14 protein-coding genes are annotated in these 20,617 nt (G+C 39.9%); 6 read left to right on the plus strand and 8 right to left on the minus strand.

Annotated features, from left to right (window positions below; all coding sequences use genetic code 11):
- Nucleotides 1-83: 83 nt before the first annotated feature.
- Complete coding sequence (locus BM380_RS06135) at nucleotides 84-1,085, plus strand: nuclease-related domain-containing protein (RefSeq protein ID WP_090493548.1); 1,002 nt, start codon at nucleotides 84-86, stop codon at nucleotides 1,083-1,085.
- Here BM380_RS06135 and BM380_RS06140 read toward each other — a convergent pair.
- The 3 genes from BM380_RS06140 to BM380_RS06150 form a co-directional block, all read right to left on the minus strand.
- On the minus strand, nucleotides 1,082-2,032 hold the full coding sequence (locus tag BM380_RS06140; protein WP_090493550.1) for a nucleotidyl transferase AbiEii/AbiGii toxin family protein: 951 nt from the start codon (nucleotides 2,030-2,032) through the stop codon (nucleotides 1,082-1,084). The two genes, BM380_RS06135 and BM380_RS06140, sit on opposite strands and share 4 nt — an antisense overlap.
- Complete coding sequence (locus BM380_RS06145) at nucleotides 2,022-2,420, minus strand: DUF6088 family protein (RefSeq protein ID WP_008113525.1); 399 nt, start codon at nucleotides 2,418-2,420, stop codon at nucleotides 2,022-2,024. The genes BM380_RS06140 and BM380_RS06145 overlap by 11 nt, the downstream gene beginning before the upstream one ends.
- Nucleotides 2,421-2,773: 353 nt before the next feature.
- On the minus strand, nucleotides 2,774-3,649 hold the full coding sequence (locus BM380_RS06150) for a nuclease-related domain-containing protein (protein WP_090493551.1): 876 nt from the start codon (nucleotides 3,647-3,649) through the stop codon (nucleotides 2,774-2,776).
- Between the two features lie 662 nt (nucleotides 3,650-4,311).
- On the opposite strand from BM380_RS06150, the gene BM380_RS06160 reads away from it, so the two are divergent.
- The gene (locus BM380_RS06160) at nucleotides 4,312-7,464 is read left to right on the plus strand and encodes a DEAD/DEAH box helicase (RefSeq protein ID WP_090493555.1); all 3,153 of its coding nucleotides are present in this window, start codon (nucleotides 4,312-4,314) and stop codon (nucleotides 7,462-7,464) included.
- A gap of 92 nt (nucleotides 7,465-7,556) precedes the next feature.
- On the opposite strand, the gene BM380_RS06165 is transcribed toward BM380_RS06160, so the two are convergent.
- From BM380_RS06165 to BM380_RS06190, 5 genes are all read right to left on the minus strand, one after another.
- Nucleotides 7,557-8,114 carry a hypothetical protein gene (locus BM380_RS06165; RefSeq protein WP_090493557.1) on the minus strand — a complete coding sequence of 186 codons (558 nt, stop codon included), beginning with the start codon at nucleotides 8,112-8,114 and terminating at the stop codon, nucleotides 7,557-7,559.
- Nucleotides 8,115-9,041, minus strand: coding sequence for a hypothetical protein (locus tag BM380_RS06170; RefSeq protein ID WP_090493559.1), 927 nt, complete (start codon nucleotides 9,039-9,041; stop codon nucleotides 8,115-8,117).
- 108 nt (nucleotides 9,042-9,149) lie between these two features.
- On the minus strand, nucleotides 9,150-10,994 hold the full coding sequence (locus BM380_RS06175; RefSeq protein WP_090493561.1) for a hypothetical protein: 1,845 nt from the start codon (nucleotides 10,992-10,994) through the stop codon (nucleotides 9,150-9,152).
- A 550-nt stretch (nucleotides 10,995-11,544) separates the two neighbouring features.
- Nucleotides 11,545-14,499 (minus strand): DEAD/DEAH box helicase family protein, encoded by a 2,955-nt coding sequence (locus tag BM380_RS06185; protein ID WP_090493565.1) that lies wholly within the window; start codon nucleotides 14,497-14,499, stop codon nucleotides 11,545-11,547.
- Nucleotides 14,492-15,097, minus strand: coding sequence for a class I SAM-dependent methyltransferase (locus tag BM380_RS06190; RefSeq protein ID WP_090493595.1), 606 nt, complete (start codon nucleotides 15,095-15,097; stop codon nucleotides 14,492-14,494). Before BM380_RS06190 ends, BM380_RS06185 begins: the two co-directional genes overlap by 8 nt.
- A 453-nt stretch (nucleotides 15,098-15,550) precedes the next feature.
- Between BM380_RS06190 and BM380_RS06195 the strand changes: the two genes are divergently transcribed.
- From BM380_RS06195 to BM380_RS06210, 4 genes are all read left to right on the plus strand, one after another.
- Nucleotides 15,551-16,333: a substrate-binding periplasmic protein gene (locus BM380_RS06195; RefSeq protein ID WP_090493567.1), complete on the plus strand. Its 783-nt coding sequence runs from the start codon at nucleotides 15,551-15,553 to the stop codon at nucleotides 16,331-16,333.
- 35 nt (nucleotides 16,334-16,368) lie between these two features.
- Nucleotides 16,369-17,880, plus strand: a complete 1,512-nt coding sequence (locus tag BM380_RS06200; RefSeq protein WP_090493569.1) for an ABC transporter substrate-binding protein — start codon at nucleotides 16,369-16,371, stop codon at nucleotides 17,878-17,880.
- A 91-nt stretch (nucleotides 17,881-17,971) separates the two neighbouring features.
- Entirely contained in the window at nucleotides 17,972-18,757 is a 786-nt protein-coding gene (locus tag BM380_RS06205) for a substrate-binding periplasmic protein (protein ID WP_254772056.1), read from the plus strand.
- A 142-nt stretch (nucleotides 18,758-18,899) separates the two neighbouring features.
- On the plus strand, nucleotides 18,900-20,501 hold the full coding sequence (locus tag BM380_RS06210; protein ID WP_024601143.1) for an ABC-F family ATPase: 1,602 nt from the start codon (nucleotides 18,900-18,902) through the stop codon (nucleotides 20,499-20,501).
- Nucleotides 20,502-20,617 lie beyond the last annotated feature (116 nt).

The following is a 20,617-nucleotide window of genomic DNA, read 5'->3' on the forward strand; positions in this document are numbered from 1 at the left end:
GGCGAGTAAAAAATCCTTCAACAGTATTATTATTAGGTACTTCAGTGATATGCTTTAAACATATATGACAGAAAGGATGTCGCATGATTTTAAAAGATAAAGCTCTATTAACTACCACTTCCGCTAAGATCAAAGCGGGTCAAAAACAAGAGCTAGACGTAGCATTTTACTTACGTCGCGCATTTAAAGACCACCCTCAAGTATTTGTGTTTAATGATGTAAAGTTTAAACACAACGGCGAAAGCGCACAGATAGACCACCTTATTGTTTACACCTACGGGTTTATTCTTATTGAATCAAAAAGTATTACCGGTGAAGTCGCTATAAACAAACATCAAGAGTGGAGTCGCAGCTACCGAGGGCAATGGCGAGGAATGCCATCACCAATCAAACAAGTTGAGCTACAACTGGCATTACTAAAAAGTTTGATAATAGACAATGCTCCACACCTACTCCCTAAGATGTTTGGCAAAATACAACAAAACTTTGGTGGTCGTGAATGGCATGGCATTTGTGTAATATCGAGTAATGCCATAATTAATCGAGATAACACACCAAAAGCGCTTGAAGAGCGACTCGTTAAATCAGAGTTTATAGCGGATAAACTTTTAGACATAATGAAGCTACATGCTTCAACACCAAACGCCCTGCACTTTTTCTCAACTAATGTTCGCCCATGGTTTAGTGAAGAAAGCCTAGTTAGGATCTGTGAGTTTCTTTTAGAGCAAAATATTGCCCCTTCTACACAGTTAAAACCTGACGCAATAGCATCAAACCTCAACGAACCAAGCCCGATTTATCAAGATGAATCAGCAGCTATTGCACCAATAACTCCAGAGCAACCAAATATTGCCAATGAAATAAATTTACAGTGTAAGCTGTGCAACAATCAAACGACGCTTAAACCTCGCTCAGGGCGCTACGGCTATTTTTTTACATGCGGTGAGTGCGATACCAATACACCAATGAAAACGTCTTGCCCGCAATGTAGCAGCGCTAATACTAAAGTGAGCAAACGCAAAGAGCTCTACTCATTAGTGTGTGGTGATTGTGAAAATACAATACTTTTCAAATTTGACGGTTAAAGCTCGATATCATTTAAAACATCTTTGCAAAATGATTTAAATACATCAAATGCTTCTTGCCACACCAATTTTTGACTACCATAAACCATTGGAACAACATATTCATTAAAACGCGTTTCATAGAGTGAGTTCGCTTGCAATACATCTAAGGCAAACTTAAGTTCAATAATCGGTTCTGCCATAAATTCTAAATGCTGATTACCGTAACGGGTAATATCTTCTGCTATGACTTTTTTGACTAAAGGCACCACAACTGATGCATCCGCCAACCCAGCGTGTTGAATATAATACGTATCATAAATATGGCGAATTAGCGCAGGATCATCGTCTCTTTTATTATCACGTGCAAAGCTCGCTGTGCGCCTAAGCATAGACACTAACTTTTCAGCTTGTGTACTCTTAATACTAGAAAAATCCATCAGCGGCACTTCTGGTGCCTGTTGAGTTACCTCATTCACTAAAGAAGATATATTGCGGCTATGTACATTATCAAAAAGTAACGTTTCAATAAGCTCTAATTTAATAAACGGTCGTAAGCATGGGGCTTTTGAATGGGCTTGAGGATAGCGAATATCAATTTGTTGATATCGATATTCATCAAAAACAGTTGGAGTATTTTCTACAGAAAAATAATCATGTGAATTAATTGCAGCAATTAACTGTAAGTGGAGCGCTTTTCTAGCCTTTCTTCTTTTAGTTTTAGACGTGTTAGCAGTTAAATCTTTGGGAATGATTTTTATATCAACATCTTCAGACATTCGATGAGTTTTAATGCCTGACTTTGTTAATGCCGTACCACCTGAAAAAACTAAAAAATGCGTATCAAAAGATAACTCACAAAGTAGCTTAAGTAATGCAACTACATAGTAATCTTTTTCAACAATGGCAGGGTTACCCATACCAAGAGCATCCGCTACATCTAAAAATAAATCACTATCAACTCGCATTGATAGCGCTGTTATTTACGACAATTTTACGCTTAAAGCGGCTATTGGTCATTATTTTAAATGAAGCGGGAACTTGTAAGCTTTCACCATTAAGACTGCGTTGTGTAAATTCATCGAATTGATACTCAACGCCCAGTTTTTCAATAGCCTCTAAAATGACACCATCTGCACCCGCAGGTGATGCAGGCATTAACTTACCAGTAATGCGATTTTCTCGCGCTTTAGTATAAAGCCCATAACCAATACGTAACAACTGTCCACTATCAACTAACTTTTTTAAAACACGGCCAACTTGGTCGTAACCTGCAATATCAGCAAAATCAGCGCGCTCAAAAACATAACGCTTAGAGCGGTTTATTCTTGTGGTTACTTTACTTGCTATTGTCATATTAATTACTCTCGTTGCTTAGACAAAATATAGCAAACATACGACATCTAAACAATGCAAACATACGACATTGAAAGAGTGATAGCACACTATCCTTTAGGTAAAAACTCAATAACGGCCTCACACAACGGGCTCCGTGTATCGAGCTTATGCAAATATCCTAGCGCCTAGTCCCTTTTGCATTACCTCTTCAGCGCAGCGCCTCATAACCTCTTTGTGAATAAATCACTTAAAACCATATATGCACAAAGAGAAGACAACGGGTTTCGAGCAGCGAGCGACGGGCAGAAAACACAACCTAGCGCTTTTTATCAACGTAGACGTGCAGCTTGCTGACGCGAAAAGCGCAGCTTTTAAATTGCTTTACTTTCATGCAAAGAGCGCTGTACTACCTGATAACAAATCGCACGTTGCTGCTCTTGGTTTAAATTTACTTGTCGCATCGAAAGAATCGTTTTCACTATTTGTTTATGCGAAACAATTGGAAAGAGTGGGCGCTGTTTTAATTCGACAAACCAACCAGGAAAGCACAAAACAGGGAAAACCTGTGTGTTAAAACCCGTTGCCTCTTGTAGCCATTTGTTCACCCAATTAGCCTGCTTTTGGGCTTGTTCTAGCGGCTTACTTTCAAACCAAGAGGGAAATGCTAAATGATTATTCTCAAATTTAACCTTGTAATTTGTATCGTCTTTTATTCGCTTGTGCCTACCCTTGGTTTCAATAGCAAAAATACCATTTGGTCCCACTACTAAATGATCAATGTTAAAACCATCAGCTTGTATATCATGAAATACTTGGTATCCGTGTGACTGTAACTCTATAAGTTCAGAGGCAACAGCAAGTTCGGCATCACGTCCAAGCTTTAGCTTTATTAAGTGATTTGATTTAACCCAAAGCTTTCTTGCTACATAGGCTAAACCCAACATGATCATAATAATTAAGAAGTAATTAAACTTGCCGCTAGCAAACATTTCAGCAATCCCTTTAATTGCAAAAGGCATTATAACAATCAGTGCAGCTAAAAATATTAGGCCAATAACATCAACAATCTTGTCATTCACTTGCTCTTGAAGAGTTTGCGCAGCAACACGTTTTAATTTATGACGCTCGATAGGAAGTTTAGCACTGCGTTGATGTGACCAAATACGAAAAAACAAAACGCCTATTAAAGAGTAAACGCACGCAGCAATAAGCATGACACTTAAGCTATGGTTTAAAAAATCATCCATGACGAGTTCCTATAATGACAACTTGTACTTTATACATTAAAAACAGTCACATGTCGCGTTGGCGACGGCAACCAAGGGGCGGATACCGCCGACCGCCCCTTGGAACCCCACGGCGCCCCGGGCATTTTGCACTTTCCTCAAAGCCTAAATTGATATGAACGTAACCGCCGTGTAAGGCACATCCATATGCCTGTCACGGCTTTAATTGCATCCATGCATTTAATTACTCATCAATTGAGTCTTTTCGGGCAACATGACGGGGGAGTTTTCTTAACAGCATCGTTTAGGTTGACCGTAGGCGTTAAGCTTGCTGACGCGAAAAGCGCAGCTTTTAAAATGAAAATACTTGTTATGTCGCATTGGCGACGGCAACCAAGGGGCGGATACCGCCGACCGCCCCTTGGAACCCCACGGCGCCCCGAGCATTTTGCTATTTCCTCAAAGCTTAAATTGATATAAACGTAAACGCCGTGTATTCGCCATCCATGGCGAAGTCACGGCTTTAATTGCTTCCTTGCAATTAATTACTCATCAATTGAGTCTTTTCGGGCAAAATGACGGGGGAATTATCTTAACAGCTGCCTTTAATTCAATAATGAGTTAATGCTTGTTTACATTGCATTTTTTAGTAAACTGAATGCTCGCAAACAGGGAGCGATTTAATGCAACAGATTGGTATTTACGAGCAGTTAATTACACAAGTAATTAAGCAAAATTTAAATCGTGACCAATTTTATGTGGGCGAACGCCAACTAGAATCGGCTGAGGCGGCTACGTGGCTTTCGCGCTTTTTAGGCAAGCTGGTTGAACATGCAATCGATGCAATCCCTAATTCAAGCGAGCGTTTGCACGAGCAAATTAACCTAGCAAACAGCCTTGTGCTTTGGCTTAAAGATCATATTCGCGATGACGAGCTGATCAATGAAAACCTTATCGACAGCCAAGGCCGAATACTCACCGCGTTGTTTAATACCCAAAACCCTATTGCTGCTAATCTTAAAGATTACTCTCACGATATTTTTCCGCTAACAGGGCTTACCCAAAGCGAGTTATTTAGCGGTGCGAATGCGGGTATATCGCTCGAAACCGAGCTAAAGCGCGAGATTAAATCGTCCGATACTATTTACTGGCTTGTCTCATTTATAAAATGGACGGGGCTGCGCATATTTAAAAATGAGCTTGAAGCATTTACCAAAAGTGGTAATAAACTCAAAGTAATTACTACTTCGTACATGGGTGCAACAGATGCTAAAGCGGTTGAGTTTTTAGCAGGCCTGCCAAATACCGAGGTAAAGCTTAGTTACAATAATCAGCAAGAACGCTTACACGCCAAGTCATACTTGTTTATGCGTAATACGGGTTTTCATACCGGTTATATTGGCTCGTCTAATTTATCGCATTCGGCGCTTACCAGCGGCCTTGAGTGGAACTTAAAAATTACCGCGCAAGAAATTCCGCACATCATAGCTAAAACCAAAAGTACCTTTGAAACCTATTGGCAGTCGCCAGATTTCGAGCTGTTTACTGGCAAAGCTGAATGTAAAGAAAAGCTCATAAATTCACTTAACGAGCAACGCGGTGTTGGCCAAGCAAGCAGCCAATTTTATTTTGATATAACACCAAAAACCCATCAACTCGCTATTTTAGAAAAACTAAGCGTAGAGCGTAGCGTTCATAACCGCTTTAAAAATTTAGTGGTCGCAGCAACGGGAACTGGTAAAACAATCATATCGGCGTTCGACTTTAAAACCGTTTACGATAAAAACCCAAACGCCCACTTTTTGTTTGTAGCCCACCGTGAAGAAATACTTAAACAAGCACAAAGTGCTTATCGTGGCGTGCTTAAAAACAACGATTTTGGTGAGCTGTGGGTGGGTAACTACAAGCCACAACGCTACAACCAACTTTTTGCGTCAATACAAACATTAAACAGCCAAATTGAATCACTCAAATTAACGCATGATTACTACGACTACATAGTTATTGACGAAGTACATCACGTAAGCGCTGCAAGTTATCGCGCTATATTAAATCACTTTACGCCCACAATATTACTTGGCTTAACCGCCACACCAGAGCGACAAGATGGCTCAAATATACTCGATGATTTTTGTGGCGTAATAGCCGCTGAAATTCGCTTGCCAGAGGCAATAAACCAACGCCATTTATGCCCGTTTCAGTACTTTGGATTAGATGACGATACAGACTTAAGCCAAATAACATGGCGTGGTGGCCGTTACGATATAAGCGAGCTAAGTAGTCTTTATACAGGGGAGAACAGCCGCGCTAACAAAATTATATCTAGCCTTGCTGATATAGTGACTAATGTTCACGATATAAAAGCGTTGGCATTTTGCGTAAGCCAAAAACACGCAGAGTTTATGGCGTCTAAATTTAACTTAGCAGGTATAAACGCCGATGTGCTGACCAGCAAAAACACCAATGAGCGCGCAGCCAAACAACAAGCACTGCGACAAGGTGAAATACAAATACTGTGTGTGGTTGATATTTTTAACGAAGGGGTCGATATTCCAGAGGTCGATACACTTTTATTTTTACGCCCAACTGAAAGCTTAACGCTGTTTTTACAGCAACTCGGCCGTGGCCTGCGCCTGCCCGACAACAGTCAAAAGCAATGCTGTACCGTGCTCGATTTTGTAGGCAACTCCCGCCCAGAATACGACTTTGCCAGTAAGTTCCGCGCGCTGATTGGTAAAAGCAACCAACCGATAAAAACCGAGATTGAAAACAACTTCCCGCATTTACCGTTGGGTTGTCGTATTGAGTTACAAGCGCGCACGCAAAAAACAATATTAAAAAATATTCAGCAAGCCATAAACTCTAAACGCCGTTTACAGCAGCTGATAAGTAGCTATTCGCAACACACCAATGATACGCTCACGCTAAGTAATTTTTTACGTATAAACCCGCAAGTCACGCTGGAAGATATATACAAACCAAAAGATAAAAAGCTCGGTGGCTGGCATTGGCTAAAAGGTGATGAAATACCCGCAGAGCAAGCCGACATTTACGCCGCGTATTACCGCGCTATAAACACCCAATTACTCGGCTGCGACTCGCTCAGTTACTTATGCTTTTTACGTGATTTATGTAACAACGAATTTAGCTTTACCCCAACGTCGCAAAACCAACAGTACGCGCTTATGGCGCACTACAACTTTTGGGATAACACAGGCACAAGTTTAGGCTTTAAAACGCTTGAGCAAAGCTTACAAGCTCTTAAACACAAAAAGCTACAACAAGAACTTGCCCAAGTAATCGCGCTTTTAATAAACCGCATTCATCAACAGGAAAGCGATTTAGCGTGCCTACCTGATCATACAATAAAATTACACAGCCGCTACACGCGCCAGCAAATACTGGCCGCATTTGGCGCGCACTCGTTTGATAAAAAATCGACTGCCCGCGAAGGTGTTTTAGAATTTAAAAACCAAAACCTAGAGCTGTTATTTGTAACACTCAACAAGTGCGAAAAAACCTACTCGCCCACCACGCTATATCACGACTATGCAATTAGCCCCACCCTGTTCCATTGGCAAACGCAAAACAGCGCCCGACCAGAACACGGCCGTGGCCTAAGCTATATTGAGCATCAAAAAACAGGTAAAACCATTCTGTTATTTGTACGCGAACAAGGCAAAGACGAAAACGGCCGAACTATGGGGTTTGTAAACTACGGCAAGGTTAAATACCAAAGCCACAACGGCAGCCAGCCGATGAATATAACGTGGGAATTAACCAGCCCCATGCAAAGTGAAATGTGGCATGAGGCTGGGAAGTTAGCGGTTGGGTGATAAGCTATATGCTGCAATATATATCTAGGTCTCATATGCACACTCAAAATAGCCTAATAAATAATATTTTGAATGAACTATATGCAGGAAACTTAAATTTTTATTGTTAGTAATGTGTGCATCCTTTTAACCACCATTAATATAGTTAGAAGTAAGTTTAAAACTACAATTAAGATAAACGGAGACGCTAGATAGAGTTTAAAATCAAAACTAAAAGTTTGCTGGTAAAATGTGAATGTGCAGCTTTTATCAGGTAAGAATGTATACACTAAACATAGAAAGACTAAGGTAACGGCAACAACAATCGCATAACAAATATTGTAGTAAAGTTGATCTAGTAATCTTTTTTTAAGGTCTATGTTGTGCTTTTGAGTTTGTTCGACTTTAGAAACTCGGAGTTTTTCACCTTGATCGTAAACCAAAACTAATACGCTTAGGAGAAGGGCTGTAAATATTGCCCCAAAGTTTACTAGTAGAGAGTTTGCATCAGACGTTACTTTGATTTCAAATATTGAAAATAGAACTGCTATTCCAAAAGGGATGCCATAAAAGGTAACGTAGTCTAAAAAACTCACTTTACCACTAGCGGAGTCTTTTAATGTCATTATATGGCCTGAAACTATTGACCAAATATTAATCTTTGAACTCATTTAAGCCACCCTAATATTGATCCCTGGATACATTGTCCGCGAATATTCTGTAATGATTTCTTTCACCCATGCATTTATTCTTACGAAATCAGGAACACCATCATCACCAACAACTTCCTCGTCTACTTCAATTTCACAAAGTGCGTTCGTCTTATTCCTTCCCACATTAAATGTACGCCTTTTGCCATTCATCTCTACAACAGTTTTGACTTGAGCCCCATACTCTCCCATAATTTCAACAGCTTGCCTATGTGGACTGTCTAGGTTTAAATAATCTCTTAGCCTACCCATTGAGCCTCTTCTTGGAGGCTTTATTATCAACTCTTGCTCGCCATGACCTAGTAATCTAACTTGGTCAGCTATATCATTTAACCCTACAAACTTAGTCAGCTTCACTTCTTTTGCCGTTGCATCAAGCCAAGCATTAACAGCATTATCGTAAGCAAGAGGGTTCATTTGAATTACCAGATCAGTCTGTGCTTTGAAATACTGTAAAAATAAATTATAAAATAGAGTTTTTACGCCATCACCACGATAAGAGTGCATAAATGCCATAGCTTCATTGAATCCACGAGGAATAAAATAATGGACATAATGCTTTATTATTTCAGCATTATTCTTTGCCTTTTCAAAATCAACGACTCCTGTAGCGACGTTAATAATATCGGTTTTCATTCCATAAGTACCGACATTAAACCATCCATATATTTCTCGGGTTTGTTCATTAATTTGGAGTTCATCAAACTGGTAGACTTGCTTAGTCTCTTCAATTATCTTGTAAGCTCCAGTATTTCCTTGAAGAAAATCTCGAAGAATAAAGAATAAATCCTTATCTCCTAAATTATCTAATGTACTATATCTTTGTTCTACTCTTCCTTCTAACTCTCTATTAAAACAGCGAAATAGGTAGGGGGCAACTGCGTGCATTGTTATTCCTTCTGTCGTGAATTTCAAGGTGTCAAAAATTCAGTTTATTATTTTTAGCAATTATTCCGTAGTTACTGGTGATTAAAAACCACAAAAATCTACGCAAAATCATATATTTTTCGCTATCAATTCAGCTTTTAATAAACCACCTTTAGTCAATAGCTTAGGCGCAAAACTTGGGTTACGCTTAGACTTATAAGCATCAAGTATTAACTTAAGACCATGAGCTTCGAGTAGTGAAATATTAACCTCTGTATCCATTTCAGCAGACTCGATAAAATCATCAGAAAAGCTAGGGGCAATTATTAATACTTGTGCCACGCGCTTACCTTGGTTTTCGGCTCGGGTTACATAAGCTTTTACTTGGCGAGACGTTGTTGAGTATTTAGCAAAATCACCATTTTTACAGGTTTTTGCCTCACCAATAATTATGTCGTTATCACTGAGTGAAATTACAATATCGGCTTTATCTTTAGTGGTGTTTAAATCTTTACGGAGATCTTCATCAATATTAAGTTCTAGTAGTTCAAAAATAGCTTTTGTGACTTCTTCAAACTTAACACCAATATCGGCCTCTGTTACATCTGCTCCAGCCTCTCTTAGCGCATTAATATCGCGGCGTGCTAGAGCGTCGTAATTTTCAATTAGTTTATCAGTTGCGTTTGCAAAGCTTTCTAATATTGCAAAGCGTGCATTGCCTCGCTTGGATAGCCCCATGCTATCGCGAACTTCTCTAACTTCATCGTTTGAAAGTAAATATAGAATATCGTGAGGAGTAATACTTAACGCACGTAGTTTTTCAGTGTCTATTATTTCGTTCGCTTCAAGTTCAAATGCATCTTTTAGCACAGCCTGCATGGTTGGGAAGTGTTCTTCTAATGTTTTTAGAAGCTGCTTAAAGCCGCTGGCACTAAGGGAATCAAACTCTTTCTCTGTTGCACCTGATAACGATGACAATATTAGACCAATGCGCTCATCTAAGGTTGTACCTAGTTTATCTGTATCAATTTCTAAATCTTGTATAAGCTGCTTTAATCTGTCTTTACGTTGATTTTGGTTATCTTCAACGTTATGAATATCGTCTGATAATAATTTAGCTGCGCTAATTCCTGAATGAATAATTGTTTGAATTTTATCAGTGCGGCTTATGCCTCTAATTTTACGACCATGAGCTTTGAGTGCATTAGAAAGTTCGGCATCTGCCAGCGTTCTAAGTATTCTCAGTACATACTTATCAGCTAAATCTTTACCTTGAATTTCATTAAGTAAGGTTACTATTTCATCAGGAATAAACACTTCTTGGCGCTTTTTACTTATAAATAATAACCCCATATCTCTGAGGCTATTTAAAGCATCTAGCACACCGTTTTTAGGAATAACATCAACCAAATGCTCTACAGCGGCACATTCATCAGTAGTGAGATTTAGCTCATCAGCCAGTACATTAAGGATACTGCGTTCGTCATCAGTAACTTTGGCTTCTCGATTATTTTTTTCATCATTAAAGTATGCTTCTTTCATGCAAGCATGATAAATCTTTAACGCTCGGTTTCGCTCTAAAACACTCTCGGCAGAGCCTTGTTGAATACACTCTTTTAGCTCCTTTGAGAGCTTGGATAACTCTGCCCATTCTTTTTCATAAAGTGACTCTATCCAGCTAATTCTTGCGACTCCATTGCCATCACGGCTCAGTATGTTCACCAATAAATTAAGCTGCGCTGTACTCATTAGAATCTGTTCTTTTACAGAAATTTTGAAGAACTCGCGGACGGTATTAAATAACTGAGTTATTTCACTTCCTGATGCATTTTTAATTTGGCCGTCAATATTGTCGATTGTTTTAGCTAGTGTTTTATTATTTTTAGCCGCATCCGAACAAAGACGATCAAGACATGAAATAAATTTAGATTTTTCAACTTGGTTGACAATTGATAAAACTTGGTTGAGTTTCATTTAATAGAGTCCTTTCTTATTATGTGGTTATTAACGTAACAGTTTATAATCATTAGAGCAATCACTGTTCAGCTAGCATTAATTTTTAATGCTAGATTTAATAAAGAACAGTACCTGTTCATAAACACCAATCTACCAACACACTCCAATTCCCCGTGATCACACCCGAAAGTTATAAATTGATGAGTAATCACTTGCATGGATGCAAGTTAAGCCGTGACTTCGCCATGGATGGCGAATACACGGCGGTTACGTTCACATCAATTTTTAACTTGAGGATACAGTGTGATCCTCGGGTGCGCCGAGAGAGTCCAGAGAGAGGTCGGCGGCAGCCTCTCTTTGGTTGCCATCGCCAACGCGATAAAACCTCGAATAGAGGTTATTAATCCCTTCTCAATTCCTAATATTATCAATCACATTGACGCGCTAAAGCACAACCTACAATTTAAGCGCGAGGTAAACTCCCGCCTACGGCACGACTTACAAATTTAAAAGCTGCGCTTTTCGAGCGAGCAAGCTCTGCACCTACAAGTTAAAGCGCTACTACAAACTACTCTGCAACCACTTGTTTAAACCGCGCAAAGGTTCGCATACTTTCATCTGCAATCATTACTTCGTAATCTGGGTTTTGAGCAATTAGCTCATATTGCCCATTGGGTAATTTATTAACTTTGCGCAGTAAATACTGCCCTTCCCCGCCTATATCATCTCGCTCTATTGCCACTATTTGGCCGCGTAGCGATCCTGCTTTATCGGAAGTTATAAGCTCAAGTAGTAGTAAATCACCATCAAGTATTGGGTGTTTACCACCATTCATTGAGTTACCCGATGCGTGTGCTAAAAAATGCACTTGCGGGTCGAGCTTGCCCGCGCCAAGTGGTGCGTCCATCAATTCCATATCGCTTTCATCCCCTGTTTTAAAATGCCCACAGGCAATTTTTATATTGGGGAAGTACGGCAGCTTTAATGTGTTATCTTGCTCTTTTGTTGTATCGGTACGATCTTTAAACGCTAGCTGAGTAACATTGTCAGCTTGTTGCTCGGTATTTTGCTCAGTTGTTGCTAGGTTTACTTCTAGCCGTTGACTGTATTTAGCTAAGCTGTATTCAACCAGCTCTAACACGGCGTTGTTTAATAATTCGAGCTTATCTGCGGGTACGTCAAACGTGGCTTTTACTGTGTCGTTTTCTAGCGTAAACCACTGCGTGCCATCTTTATTTTTATTGGTGTAAGCTTTGATTGGGTTTTTACACCAGTAGCTTTGCCATGTTTGTGAATCAGCGGCAGCTTGCTGCTCTTTGGCTGATAAATCGTGTTGTTTTAAATTTGGGTGGCGCGCTAATACTTTAGCACTCATGGCTGCAAGTTCTGCAACTGTTGGGGGAATGGTAAAACCATTTAATGCCACATAAGCTTCAAGCAAAATAGCTTTAAAGCATTTGGTCATACTGGTTGTTTGTATGCCCTTATGTAAAAAGTCATAGAACCGCGCTAGTTGCTCAGCACCTTGTTGTGCCTCATCATCAATGTTTTGTGTTTTAGCAATTAGCTCAAACCAACTAGTGTAATTGCTGTTTACCTTTTTTATATCCCCATAGTGGTAGTAAAACTCACTTAAGGTGGGTAAATGCCCAAGTTGCTCAGCAAGTTGTGTTATATCTTCAAGCGCCGTGGTGCGCTGCGCCTTAGCTAGCTGTTGCCAGAAGTCGGTGACTTTTAAATCAATATTTATAAAACAGCCATCAGCTAGATTTGGCTTTTTAAGCTTTTTCACTACACCACTTGGCGTAGTTTCATGGAGTAACGCATAAGGCTTATTTAAAAAGCTATGGTGGTTACCAATAAAGTCGAGCACCACTAAATGCGTTTTACCTTCTAGCGTACGCAAACCACGCCCTAATTGCTGTAAAAACAGGATTTTAGAATCACTTGGGCGCAGCATTAAAATAGTATCAATGCTGGGTAAGTCAGTCCCTTCATTAAACAGATCAACGGTAAATAGCACTTCAACTTGGCGTTGTTCTAATTGTTTAAGCGCCTCATTTCTGCGTACTTTTGATTGGCTGTGTACTGATAGTGCTTTTACACCCGCTTTATTAAACGCATCAGCCATGTAATCGGCATGTTTAGTGGAAATACAAAATCCTAAGGTGCGTTTTTGTTTATATTGTTGCCACTGTGCAAGCGCATGATCGGCACGTTTTTGTGTCGCAAATTTGTTTTCTAGTGCTGCAGGATCAAATCGACCATTGCGCCATGGAATGGCTTGGTAGTTTACGTTTTCGTCCCAAATACCATAGTAATGAAACGGCACTAACGTTTTTTGATCAATTCCTTGCGTTAAGTTTCTCTCAAACACTAAATTGTTGTCGCACAATCCTAAAATATCGGCTTGGTCGGTTCGTTCTGGCGTGGCGGTTAAACCGAGTAAAAACTGTGGTTCAAAATAGTTTAATAGCTGACGATAAACACGTGCGCTGGCATGATGAAACTCATCAACAATGATGTAGTCGAACGCCGTTGGTGCAAATTGCTTTAAATGATTACTTCGACCAATTGTTTGAATAGAGGCAAATAAACAGTCGGCGTTTTTGTCGCGGTGTTTACCGTTATAAAATCCCGTTGAAAGCGGCAGTAGTTCAGCGAAAGTACGCTGTGCTTGTACAAGTATTTCTTCACGATGCGCGACGAATAATACCCGTTTAGCTTTGAATTGTTTAACATCAAACGCGCTTAACCATGTTTTACCCATGCCTGTTGCTAACACTACTAAGCCACGTTTAAAGCCCTCAGCGCGAGTTTGCGCTAGAGCATTGAGCGCTTCAATTTGAGCTGGCCTTGGTGTTTTAGCTTCGCTTTGTTCAATAATTTGTTCCGCTGTATCGGCATGATTTACCGCTACAAACTGCTGTGTTTTGCGCCTAGCAATGTAGTTATTAATCCATTCATGGCTTAAATGGGTAACAAATTCGTGGTTGAAAATATGATTAAAAGCATTCCGAATACTTAAAAATTGCTGCGCTGCTTGGCTTGTTTTTGGCTGCATGTAGTCGTGTCTAAAATTCCACTCATGACCTTTAGTAAGTGCGCTGGCGCTAATGTTACTTGAGCCGATAAAGGCACAACCAGACGTAATTTCGCTGGTGTCATTTGTTTTGACAAAAATATACGACTTCATGTGAAAGCTTTGGTTGCTCTGTGTTTGGTAAATACGCACATCGGCACCACGATCCACTAATACCATTAGCTCTCTGAGCGCATTAGGATGAGTAATATCAAGGTAATCGGAGGTTAACAGCTTTAGTGTTGCGCCACTTTGTAAAGCTTCATTGAGTGGGTCAAATAATAAAGCCAAGCCACTGGGTTGGATAAATGACACTGTGATTTCAATCTCTGTGGCATTATTTATTGCATGTACAAGATTAGGTAATAGCGGGTCATCGGCACCCGTAATAAGCTGCTGCTTATTACTTTGCAATTGGTGCTGTTCGTTAAAGCTATTCATTTATTAATTCGCTGCGCGTTAATAATGCGTTGAGCCACACTTCACTTTCGCGCTCTGGTCGCTGGTCGACCGTTTGCCATTGTTTTAGTATTTTAAGCTCGGTGTGGTGGGCAATTAATGCGGTTAGGCCATCTTCATTTAAATCGGTAAATTCACGGCCATTATGCACACGCTCTTGCGTGCCATATTTAAACGATACATACAAAACACCTTTTGGTTTTAGGGCATTTTGCAGTTTTAAAAACACCTGCGGTAACTCTACTTTTGGAACGTGCAATAAGCTGGCGCAACACCAAATGCCATCGTACTTATTGGTACAATTAAGCTGCTGAAAGGTTTTAACTTCTACAGCTTGTTGTAAGTAATTACTGGCTAACTTTGCAAGCTCGGAACTTGCGTCAAATGCGCTAACAGTAAAATCTTGCTGTTTAAAATACATGGCATCGCGGGCGCTACCGCAGCCTGCATCTAATATATGGCCGTGTTTAGGGATAAGCGGTAAAAACTCAGCGTAAAGCGCCGACATATCAACATTAAGCGTTGAATCGCTGAAGCTTTGTGCGTTTTGATTGTAGTAATTGAGTGTTTTAGTAGGCACTAAATTCACCGCTCCTTGGTTTATTTATTAATCTGGTATTCATTTATAACTAATCTACAGTATCAACATTTAAAAATATAGAGCCACAGCAATATATACGCCCTAAGTAGTATGTTTTTATTACAAAAAAGCACTGTTTAACCTTATAAATCCATGTTATTTACACTTTTACCTAATAGATCTATACCTTTGAAAAGGTTTAGGTTGTATAAAAAACACTCGCAGCTATTTAAATCATTATCGCTTGTTAAACTCTGCAAACACTTGCTTTAATCCCCCTTAAAAACAGGGTTATTAATTAACCACTTTAGAGTTAAAATGATGCTATTTTAAACCGTTCACTTATTGGTCATTATAGTGTGCTATGTTTACCCATAAGATCGTTATTCAACTTTTTCTAGTATGAATATACTGTTGGTGTTGCTGTGTTTAAGTACCGAGGTGTTACTTACAATGAATGTTAGGTTTAGGTGGTTTTTAGCTGTACTTTTAGCGCTTTGTTTAGGCGTGCCTAGCAGTGGTTGGGCGTCGAGCGATATTAAAAAAATTGTACTGGCTACCGATACCATTGACGGGCTAGTAGAAAAAAACGGCTCTGGCCTTTATGTTGATATGCTTACTAAAATTTTTGCTGCGCAATCGATTGAACTTAATATTATGATTGTACCTCAGTCTCGTGCTTATCGATGGACGGCCAATGGTAATGCCGATGCTATGTTAAGCGCTAGGCAAAATGAGGTAGAAGGCTTGTACTTTCCGGTGTGGCATTACGATATTACTTTTGTATCGGCGATGTTTAAAAAAGATCGGTTTAAAAATTGGCAAGGTGAGTATTCGTTACAAAACAGATCGGTGGGTACGTTAAGGGGCGCTAACTACAATAATTATTTGTATGTGCCGATTGATTTGCAGCAGGTTACCCAGCGAATTGAAGGCGTTAAAATGCTTAAGCTCGATAGGCTTGATTTCTTTTTAGATAACCGTAAAGCGCTGCAGCAAACCCTGATTGCTAATGCCGCTGAACTTTCAAAAATGAATTTTGACCCACAGCAGTATCAAATCGAAAACATTGTGCCTGTAAAACAATACATTGCCTTTACCGATAACGCCAAAGGCCGCGAGTTAGCACAAATTTTTGACGCCGGATTTGCAAAATTACTTGCCAGTGGTGAGTTAGAGGCGTTGTTTATTGCTTACAATTACCTGCCTTTTCCCTTTCCGCAAAATATAGACTAGAGTAGTAATTACATATTGCTGTGGTTGAGTTTTTTATGAGAGTTGTATTTGCTTTAGTTATAAGCTTAATGTTGGCTTTTCAATGCGTTGCACAAATTACCCTGCCCCACTCTAAAATAGAAAGCCAACCAAGCACACCGCAACAAGCCACTACCCAGCTCAATGTGCTTACAGTTGATTTAGGCACCCTCATTAGCAAACCTTTAATTCAACGAGGCTTAGAGTTTGAACAACAAACCGGTATTAAAGTTAATGTCACCAAAGTGCCTTTTGGCCAGTTATATAACGAAATAAACAAAGATTTAAGCTCGCCAACGAGCCAATACGATATTATTGCCTATGCCTCACTCTGGATGGTGGATTTTGCAGAAAATAATTACTTAGCGCGTTTAGATAATTACATTGCCTCCGACCCTTTAATTGAATGGAATGATGTATCGCGTTTTTTTAGAGACTTTAGCTCTAAATATAACGGCCAAATTTACTCGATTCCACTCGATGGTGATATACATTTACTTTATTACCGCCTCGATATTTTAGAAAAATATGGTTTGGCTCCACCTAGAACCTGGGATGATTACCTTGCTATTGCTAAGCAATTAAATGGCGTTGATATGAACGGGGATGGCGAGGGCGATTTTGGTTCGTGCATTTCTAAAAAAGCCAATGAGCAATCGTATTGGTCTTTGCTTTCGATTGCGGGCAGTTTTTTGCAAAGCAAAGGCACTTCTCAAGGCATATTTTTTAATACAAGAACTATGGCGCCATTAGTGAATAACGATGCCTTTAAAAAAGCCTTAAAAATTTATAAAAAAACCACTGAATTTGGCTCTGCTGATGAGCTTAGCTTTGATACCAATGATGTAAGGTATGCGTTTATAAGCGGTCGCTGCGCCTTAGCCATTGAATGGGGCGACATTGGTACTATGGCCGTGTTACCTGAGTCTAAAGTAAAAAACAAAACAGGGGTGAGTATATTGCCCGGAGCTACTGAGGTATTAAACCGTAAAACAGGCCAGCTTGAACGATGCAATGCTAACTTATGCCCGTTTGCCATTGGCGATATTAACTATGCCCCTTATGCTGCTTTTGGTGGTTGGGTAGGCTCAATTAATAATGCCAGCTCAAAACACAAAAAAGACCTAGCTTATAACTACTTGTCGTATGTTACTCAGCCTTTGCAATCGAATGAAGATGTAACCATAGGTGCCACCGGTATGAACCCGTATCGTACCTCTCAATTAGTTAACCACAAAAACTGGCTTAAACAAGGCATGAGTAAAAGTACGCTGCATTTTTACTTGGGCTCTATTTCTAAAACCGTTAATAACGCCAATATTATTCTTGATTTGAGAATTTTTGAAAACAACCGCTACTTTAGAGACATACTCGACACTGAAGTGGCTAAATACCTAAGGCACACCCAGTCTGTTGAGCAAACCGTGATTAATATAGAACAAGGCTGGAATAAACTAACCGATGAAATTGGCCGCGACAAACAGCTAAAAGCTTATAGGGCGTCGTTAGGATTAGTACCAACCCCCTAAACACACGATAGTGTTATTTAACGTACTTGCCATTATTAGTAAAACATAGGAAGCCAGCATTGTTGCTTAATTGATGTAAAACGAGCTAAATTTGCAGTCTGGTTTATACTTTAGTAATGATAACGCTGTAGCCTCGAGTAATAAAATGCTTAAAATCGCTTTTGTTGTATTACTGCTTAGCAGCTGTAACGTATTTGCTTGCTTTAAAACACTTAAAGTAGGCACAAATGAAAACAATTGGCCACCCTATGTAATTGCCGTTAACGGTAACCTGACGGGCGTTGAAATTGACGTGTTAAACACGATTTTTAACGGCTCATCTTTTTGTTTAAAATTTATGTTGCTGCCTACCTCATCGCGCGCTTTTGAAGAATTAAAAGAAGGCCGTATTGATGTTATTTTTGCCGCCAGTAAAACATTAGCAAGAGCTGATTTTGCCTATTTCAGCGATGCCTATCGTGATGAAGTAGTTCGCCTGTATAAATACACCGAATCGCCTGATTTAAATAACATTAGCGATATTTTTTATAAAGATTTAACCTTGGCGGTTAACCGTGGCAGTTATTATGGCGTTGCGTTTGAGCTGTTTAAACAGAACCACCCCGCTAACGTTATTATGATGCCTACCGCCGAGAAACGTTTTGCAATGCTCAATAAAAATAGAGTTGATTACGCAATTGAAGACGAACTAGCAGCGCAATATTTTATAAACCAATACCCAGCAATAGAAGCGGTTACTAATATGGCGGCCATCAATAAGAGTTCTATTCATTTAATGCTAAGTAAAAAAACCATTAGCCAAATAGAGTTACAAGCTATAAATGAGTTAATTAAGCAAAATAAATCCGCTATACAAGCCATTTACCCACATTACTGAACCCGTAGATTATTCTTTTACCTTTCATCTTGAAGCGCGGATCTGTATAATTCGCGGCCTATTATTTACTCTATTGCTTGTTTATTTATGCGGCGCCTTGCTGCAGCTTAACCCTGCCATTAATTTTCTAGGATTACTTTTTTTGATCTCCACCGCAAATATTACGATGCAGTTTGGCGCAGAGCCGTTGTTTGAAAACATTTCAGCTAAATTTGGTAACGGTAACCGTTACGGTTTAATTGGCGCTAACGGCTGCGGCAAGTCGACATTTATGAAAATTTTAAGCGGTGCGCTTACGCCTAGTGCAGGTAATGTGTCTATTACGCCGGGGCTAAAATTAGGTAACCTAAGCCAAGATCAGTTTGCGTTTGAACAATACAGCGTGGTTGATGCGGTAATTATGGGTGATGTGGAGCTTTGGAAAGTCAAACAAGAGCGCGACCGTATCTACTCTTTGCCTGAAATGAGTGAAGAAGACGGCATGAAAGTAGCCGAGCTTGAAAGCGTATTTGCTGAAATGGACGGTTACACCGCAGAAAGCCGCGCAGAAGAAATTCTGCTTGATGCGGGTATCGATAAAGAGTTTCATTATGGCTTAATGGCAAACGTAGCCCCAGGTTGGAAATTACGTGTGCTGTTAGCACAGGCGTTATTTGCAAACCCTGATATTTTGCTACTTGATGAGCCAACCAATAACTTGGACATTCATACTATTACGTGGCTTGCCAATGAGCTTAACCAACGTAAATGCACCATGATCATTATTTCCCATGACCGTCACTTTTTAAACTCGGTATGTACTCACATGGCCGATATTGATTACGGTGAGCTGCGTATTTACCCAGGTAACTACGAAAAGTACCTTGAAGCTTCAGGCTTACAACGCGAGCAATTACTTGCTGAAAACGCGAAAAAGAGCGCTGAAATAGACGAGCTTCAAGACTTTGTTAACCGCTTTGGTGCTAATGCCTCTAAAGCGAAACAAGCCAGCTCGCGCGCTAAAAAAATGGATAAAATTAAGCTTGATGAAGTTAAGTCATCGAGTCGTATGAGCCCATCACTCAACTTTGATGAGGGCAAAAAAATGTATCGCCAAGCGCTTGAGCTAACCAAGCTTGGCCATGGGTTTGACGGTGAAACGTTATTTACTGGTGGTGATTTACTACTCGAAGCCGGTGCTAAACTGGCGGTTATCGGCGAAAACGGCGTGGGTAAAACCACCTTTTTACGCTGTTTAGTTAACGAGCTTAAAAGCAATGAAGGCGAAGTTAAGTGGTCAGAAAACGCCACGTTTGGTTATTGCCCACAAGACAGCACCAAAGACTTTGATAACGACTTAACCTTGTTTGATTGGATGTCGCAATGGCGCACCGCTAAGCACAACGATTTAATGGTACGTGGTATGTTAGGGCGTTTATTGTTTACCGCAGACGATTCAAATAAAAAAGCGCGTAACTGTTCAGGTGGTGAAAAAAACCGTTTGTTATTTGGTAAGTTAATGATGCAAGACGTTAACGTACTGATAATGGATGAACCAACTAACCACATGGATATGGAAGCCATTGAGGCGCTTAACAATGCGCTAAAAGACTTTAAAGGCACGCTTATTTTTGTAAGCCACGACCGTGAGTTTGTATCGTCACTGGCAACCCGTATTGTTGATATTAAAGACAAGCAGGTAATTGACTTTCAAGGTACGTTTGACGAATACCTAGCAAGCTGCGAAGAAAATAAAGTAGCTTAAGAGCTAGGTTAAAGGTTAAAGAAATAGCCTAAACCATTTAAAAGCGGTGCTTGTTTAAGCGCCGTTTTTTGTGCCTGTAATTTGGGTTCGGGGTTCAGGGTTCGGGGTTCGGGGTT

It is taken from the genome of Pseudoalteromonas sp. DSM 26666, assembly GCF_900116475.1.
GTDB classification, from domain to species: Bacteria; Pseudomonadota; Gammaproteobacteria; order Enterobacterales; family Alteromonadaceae; genus Pseudoalteromonas; species Pseudoalteromonas tetraodonis.

Bases quoted from the DNA above. Each gene is read 5' to 3' on its own strand.
- BM380_RS06150 (WP_090493551.1), bottom strand. From the start codon at position 3,649: ATGGATGATTTTTTAAACCATAGCTTAAGTGTCATGCTTATTGCTGCG.
- BM380_RS06175 (WP_090493561.1), bottom strand. From the start codon at position 10,994: ATGAAACTCAACCAAGTTTTATCAATTGTCAACCAAGTTGAAAAATCT.
- BM380_RS06135 (WP_090493548.1), top strand. From the start codon at position 84: ATGATTTTAAAAGATAAAGCTCTATTAACTACCACTTCCGCTAAGATC.
- BM380_RS06145 (WP_008113525.1), bottom strand. From the start codon at position 2,420: ATGACAATAGCAAGTAAAGTAACCACAAGAATAAACCGCTCTAAGCGT.
- BM380_RS06165 (WP_090493557.1), bottom strand. From the start codon at position 8,114: ATGAGTTCAAAGATTAATATTTGGTCAATAGTTTCAGGCCATATAATG.
- BM380_RS06140 (WP_090493550.1), bottom strand. From the start codon at position 2,032: ATGCGAGTTGATAGTGATTTATTTTTAGATGTAGCGGATGCTCTTGGT.
- BM380_RS06200 (WP_090493569.1), top strand. From the start codon at position 16,369: ATGAGAGTTGTATTTGCTTTAGTTATAAGCTTAATGTTGGCTTTTCAA.
- BM380_RS06160 (WP_090493555.1), top strand. From the start codon at position 4,312: ATGCAACAGATTGGTATTTACGAGCAGTTAATTACACAAGTAATTAAG.
- BM380_RS06170 (WP_090493559.1), bottom strand. From the start codon at position 9,041: ATGCACGCAGTTGCCCCCTACCTATTTCGCTGTTTTAATAGAGAGTTA.
- BM380_RS06195 (WP_090493567.1), top strand. From the start codon at position 15,551: ATGAATGTTAGGTTTAGGTGGTTTTTAGCTGTACTTTTAGCGCTTTGT.
- BM380_RS06185 (WP_090493565.1), bottom strand. From the start codon at position 14,499: ATGAATAGCTTTAACGAACAGCACCAATTGCAAAGTAATAAGCAGCAG.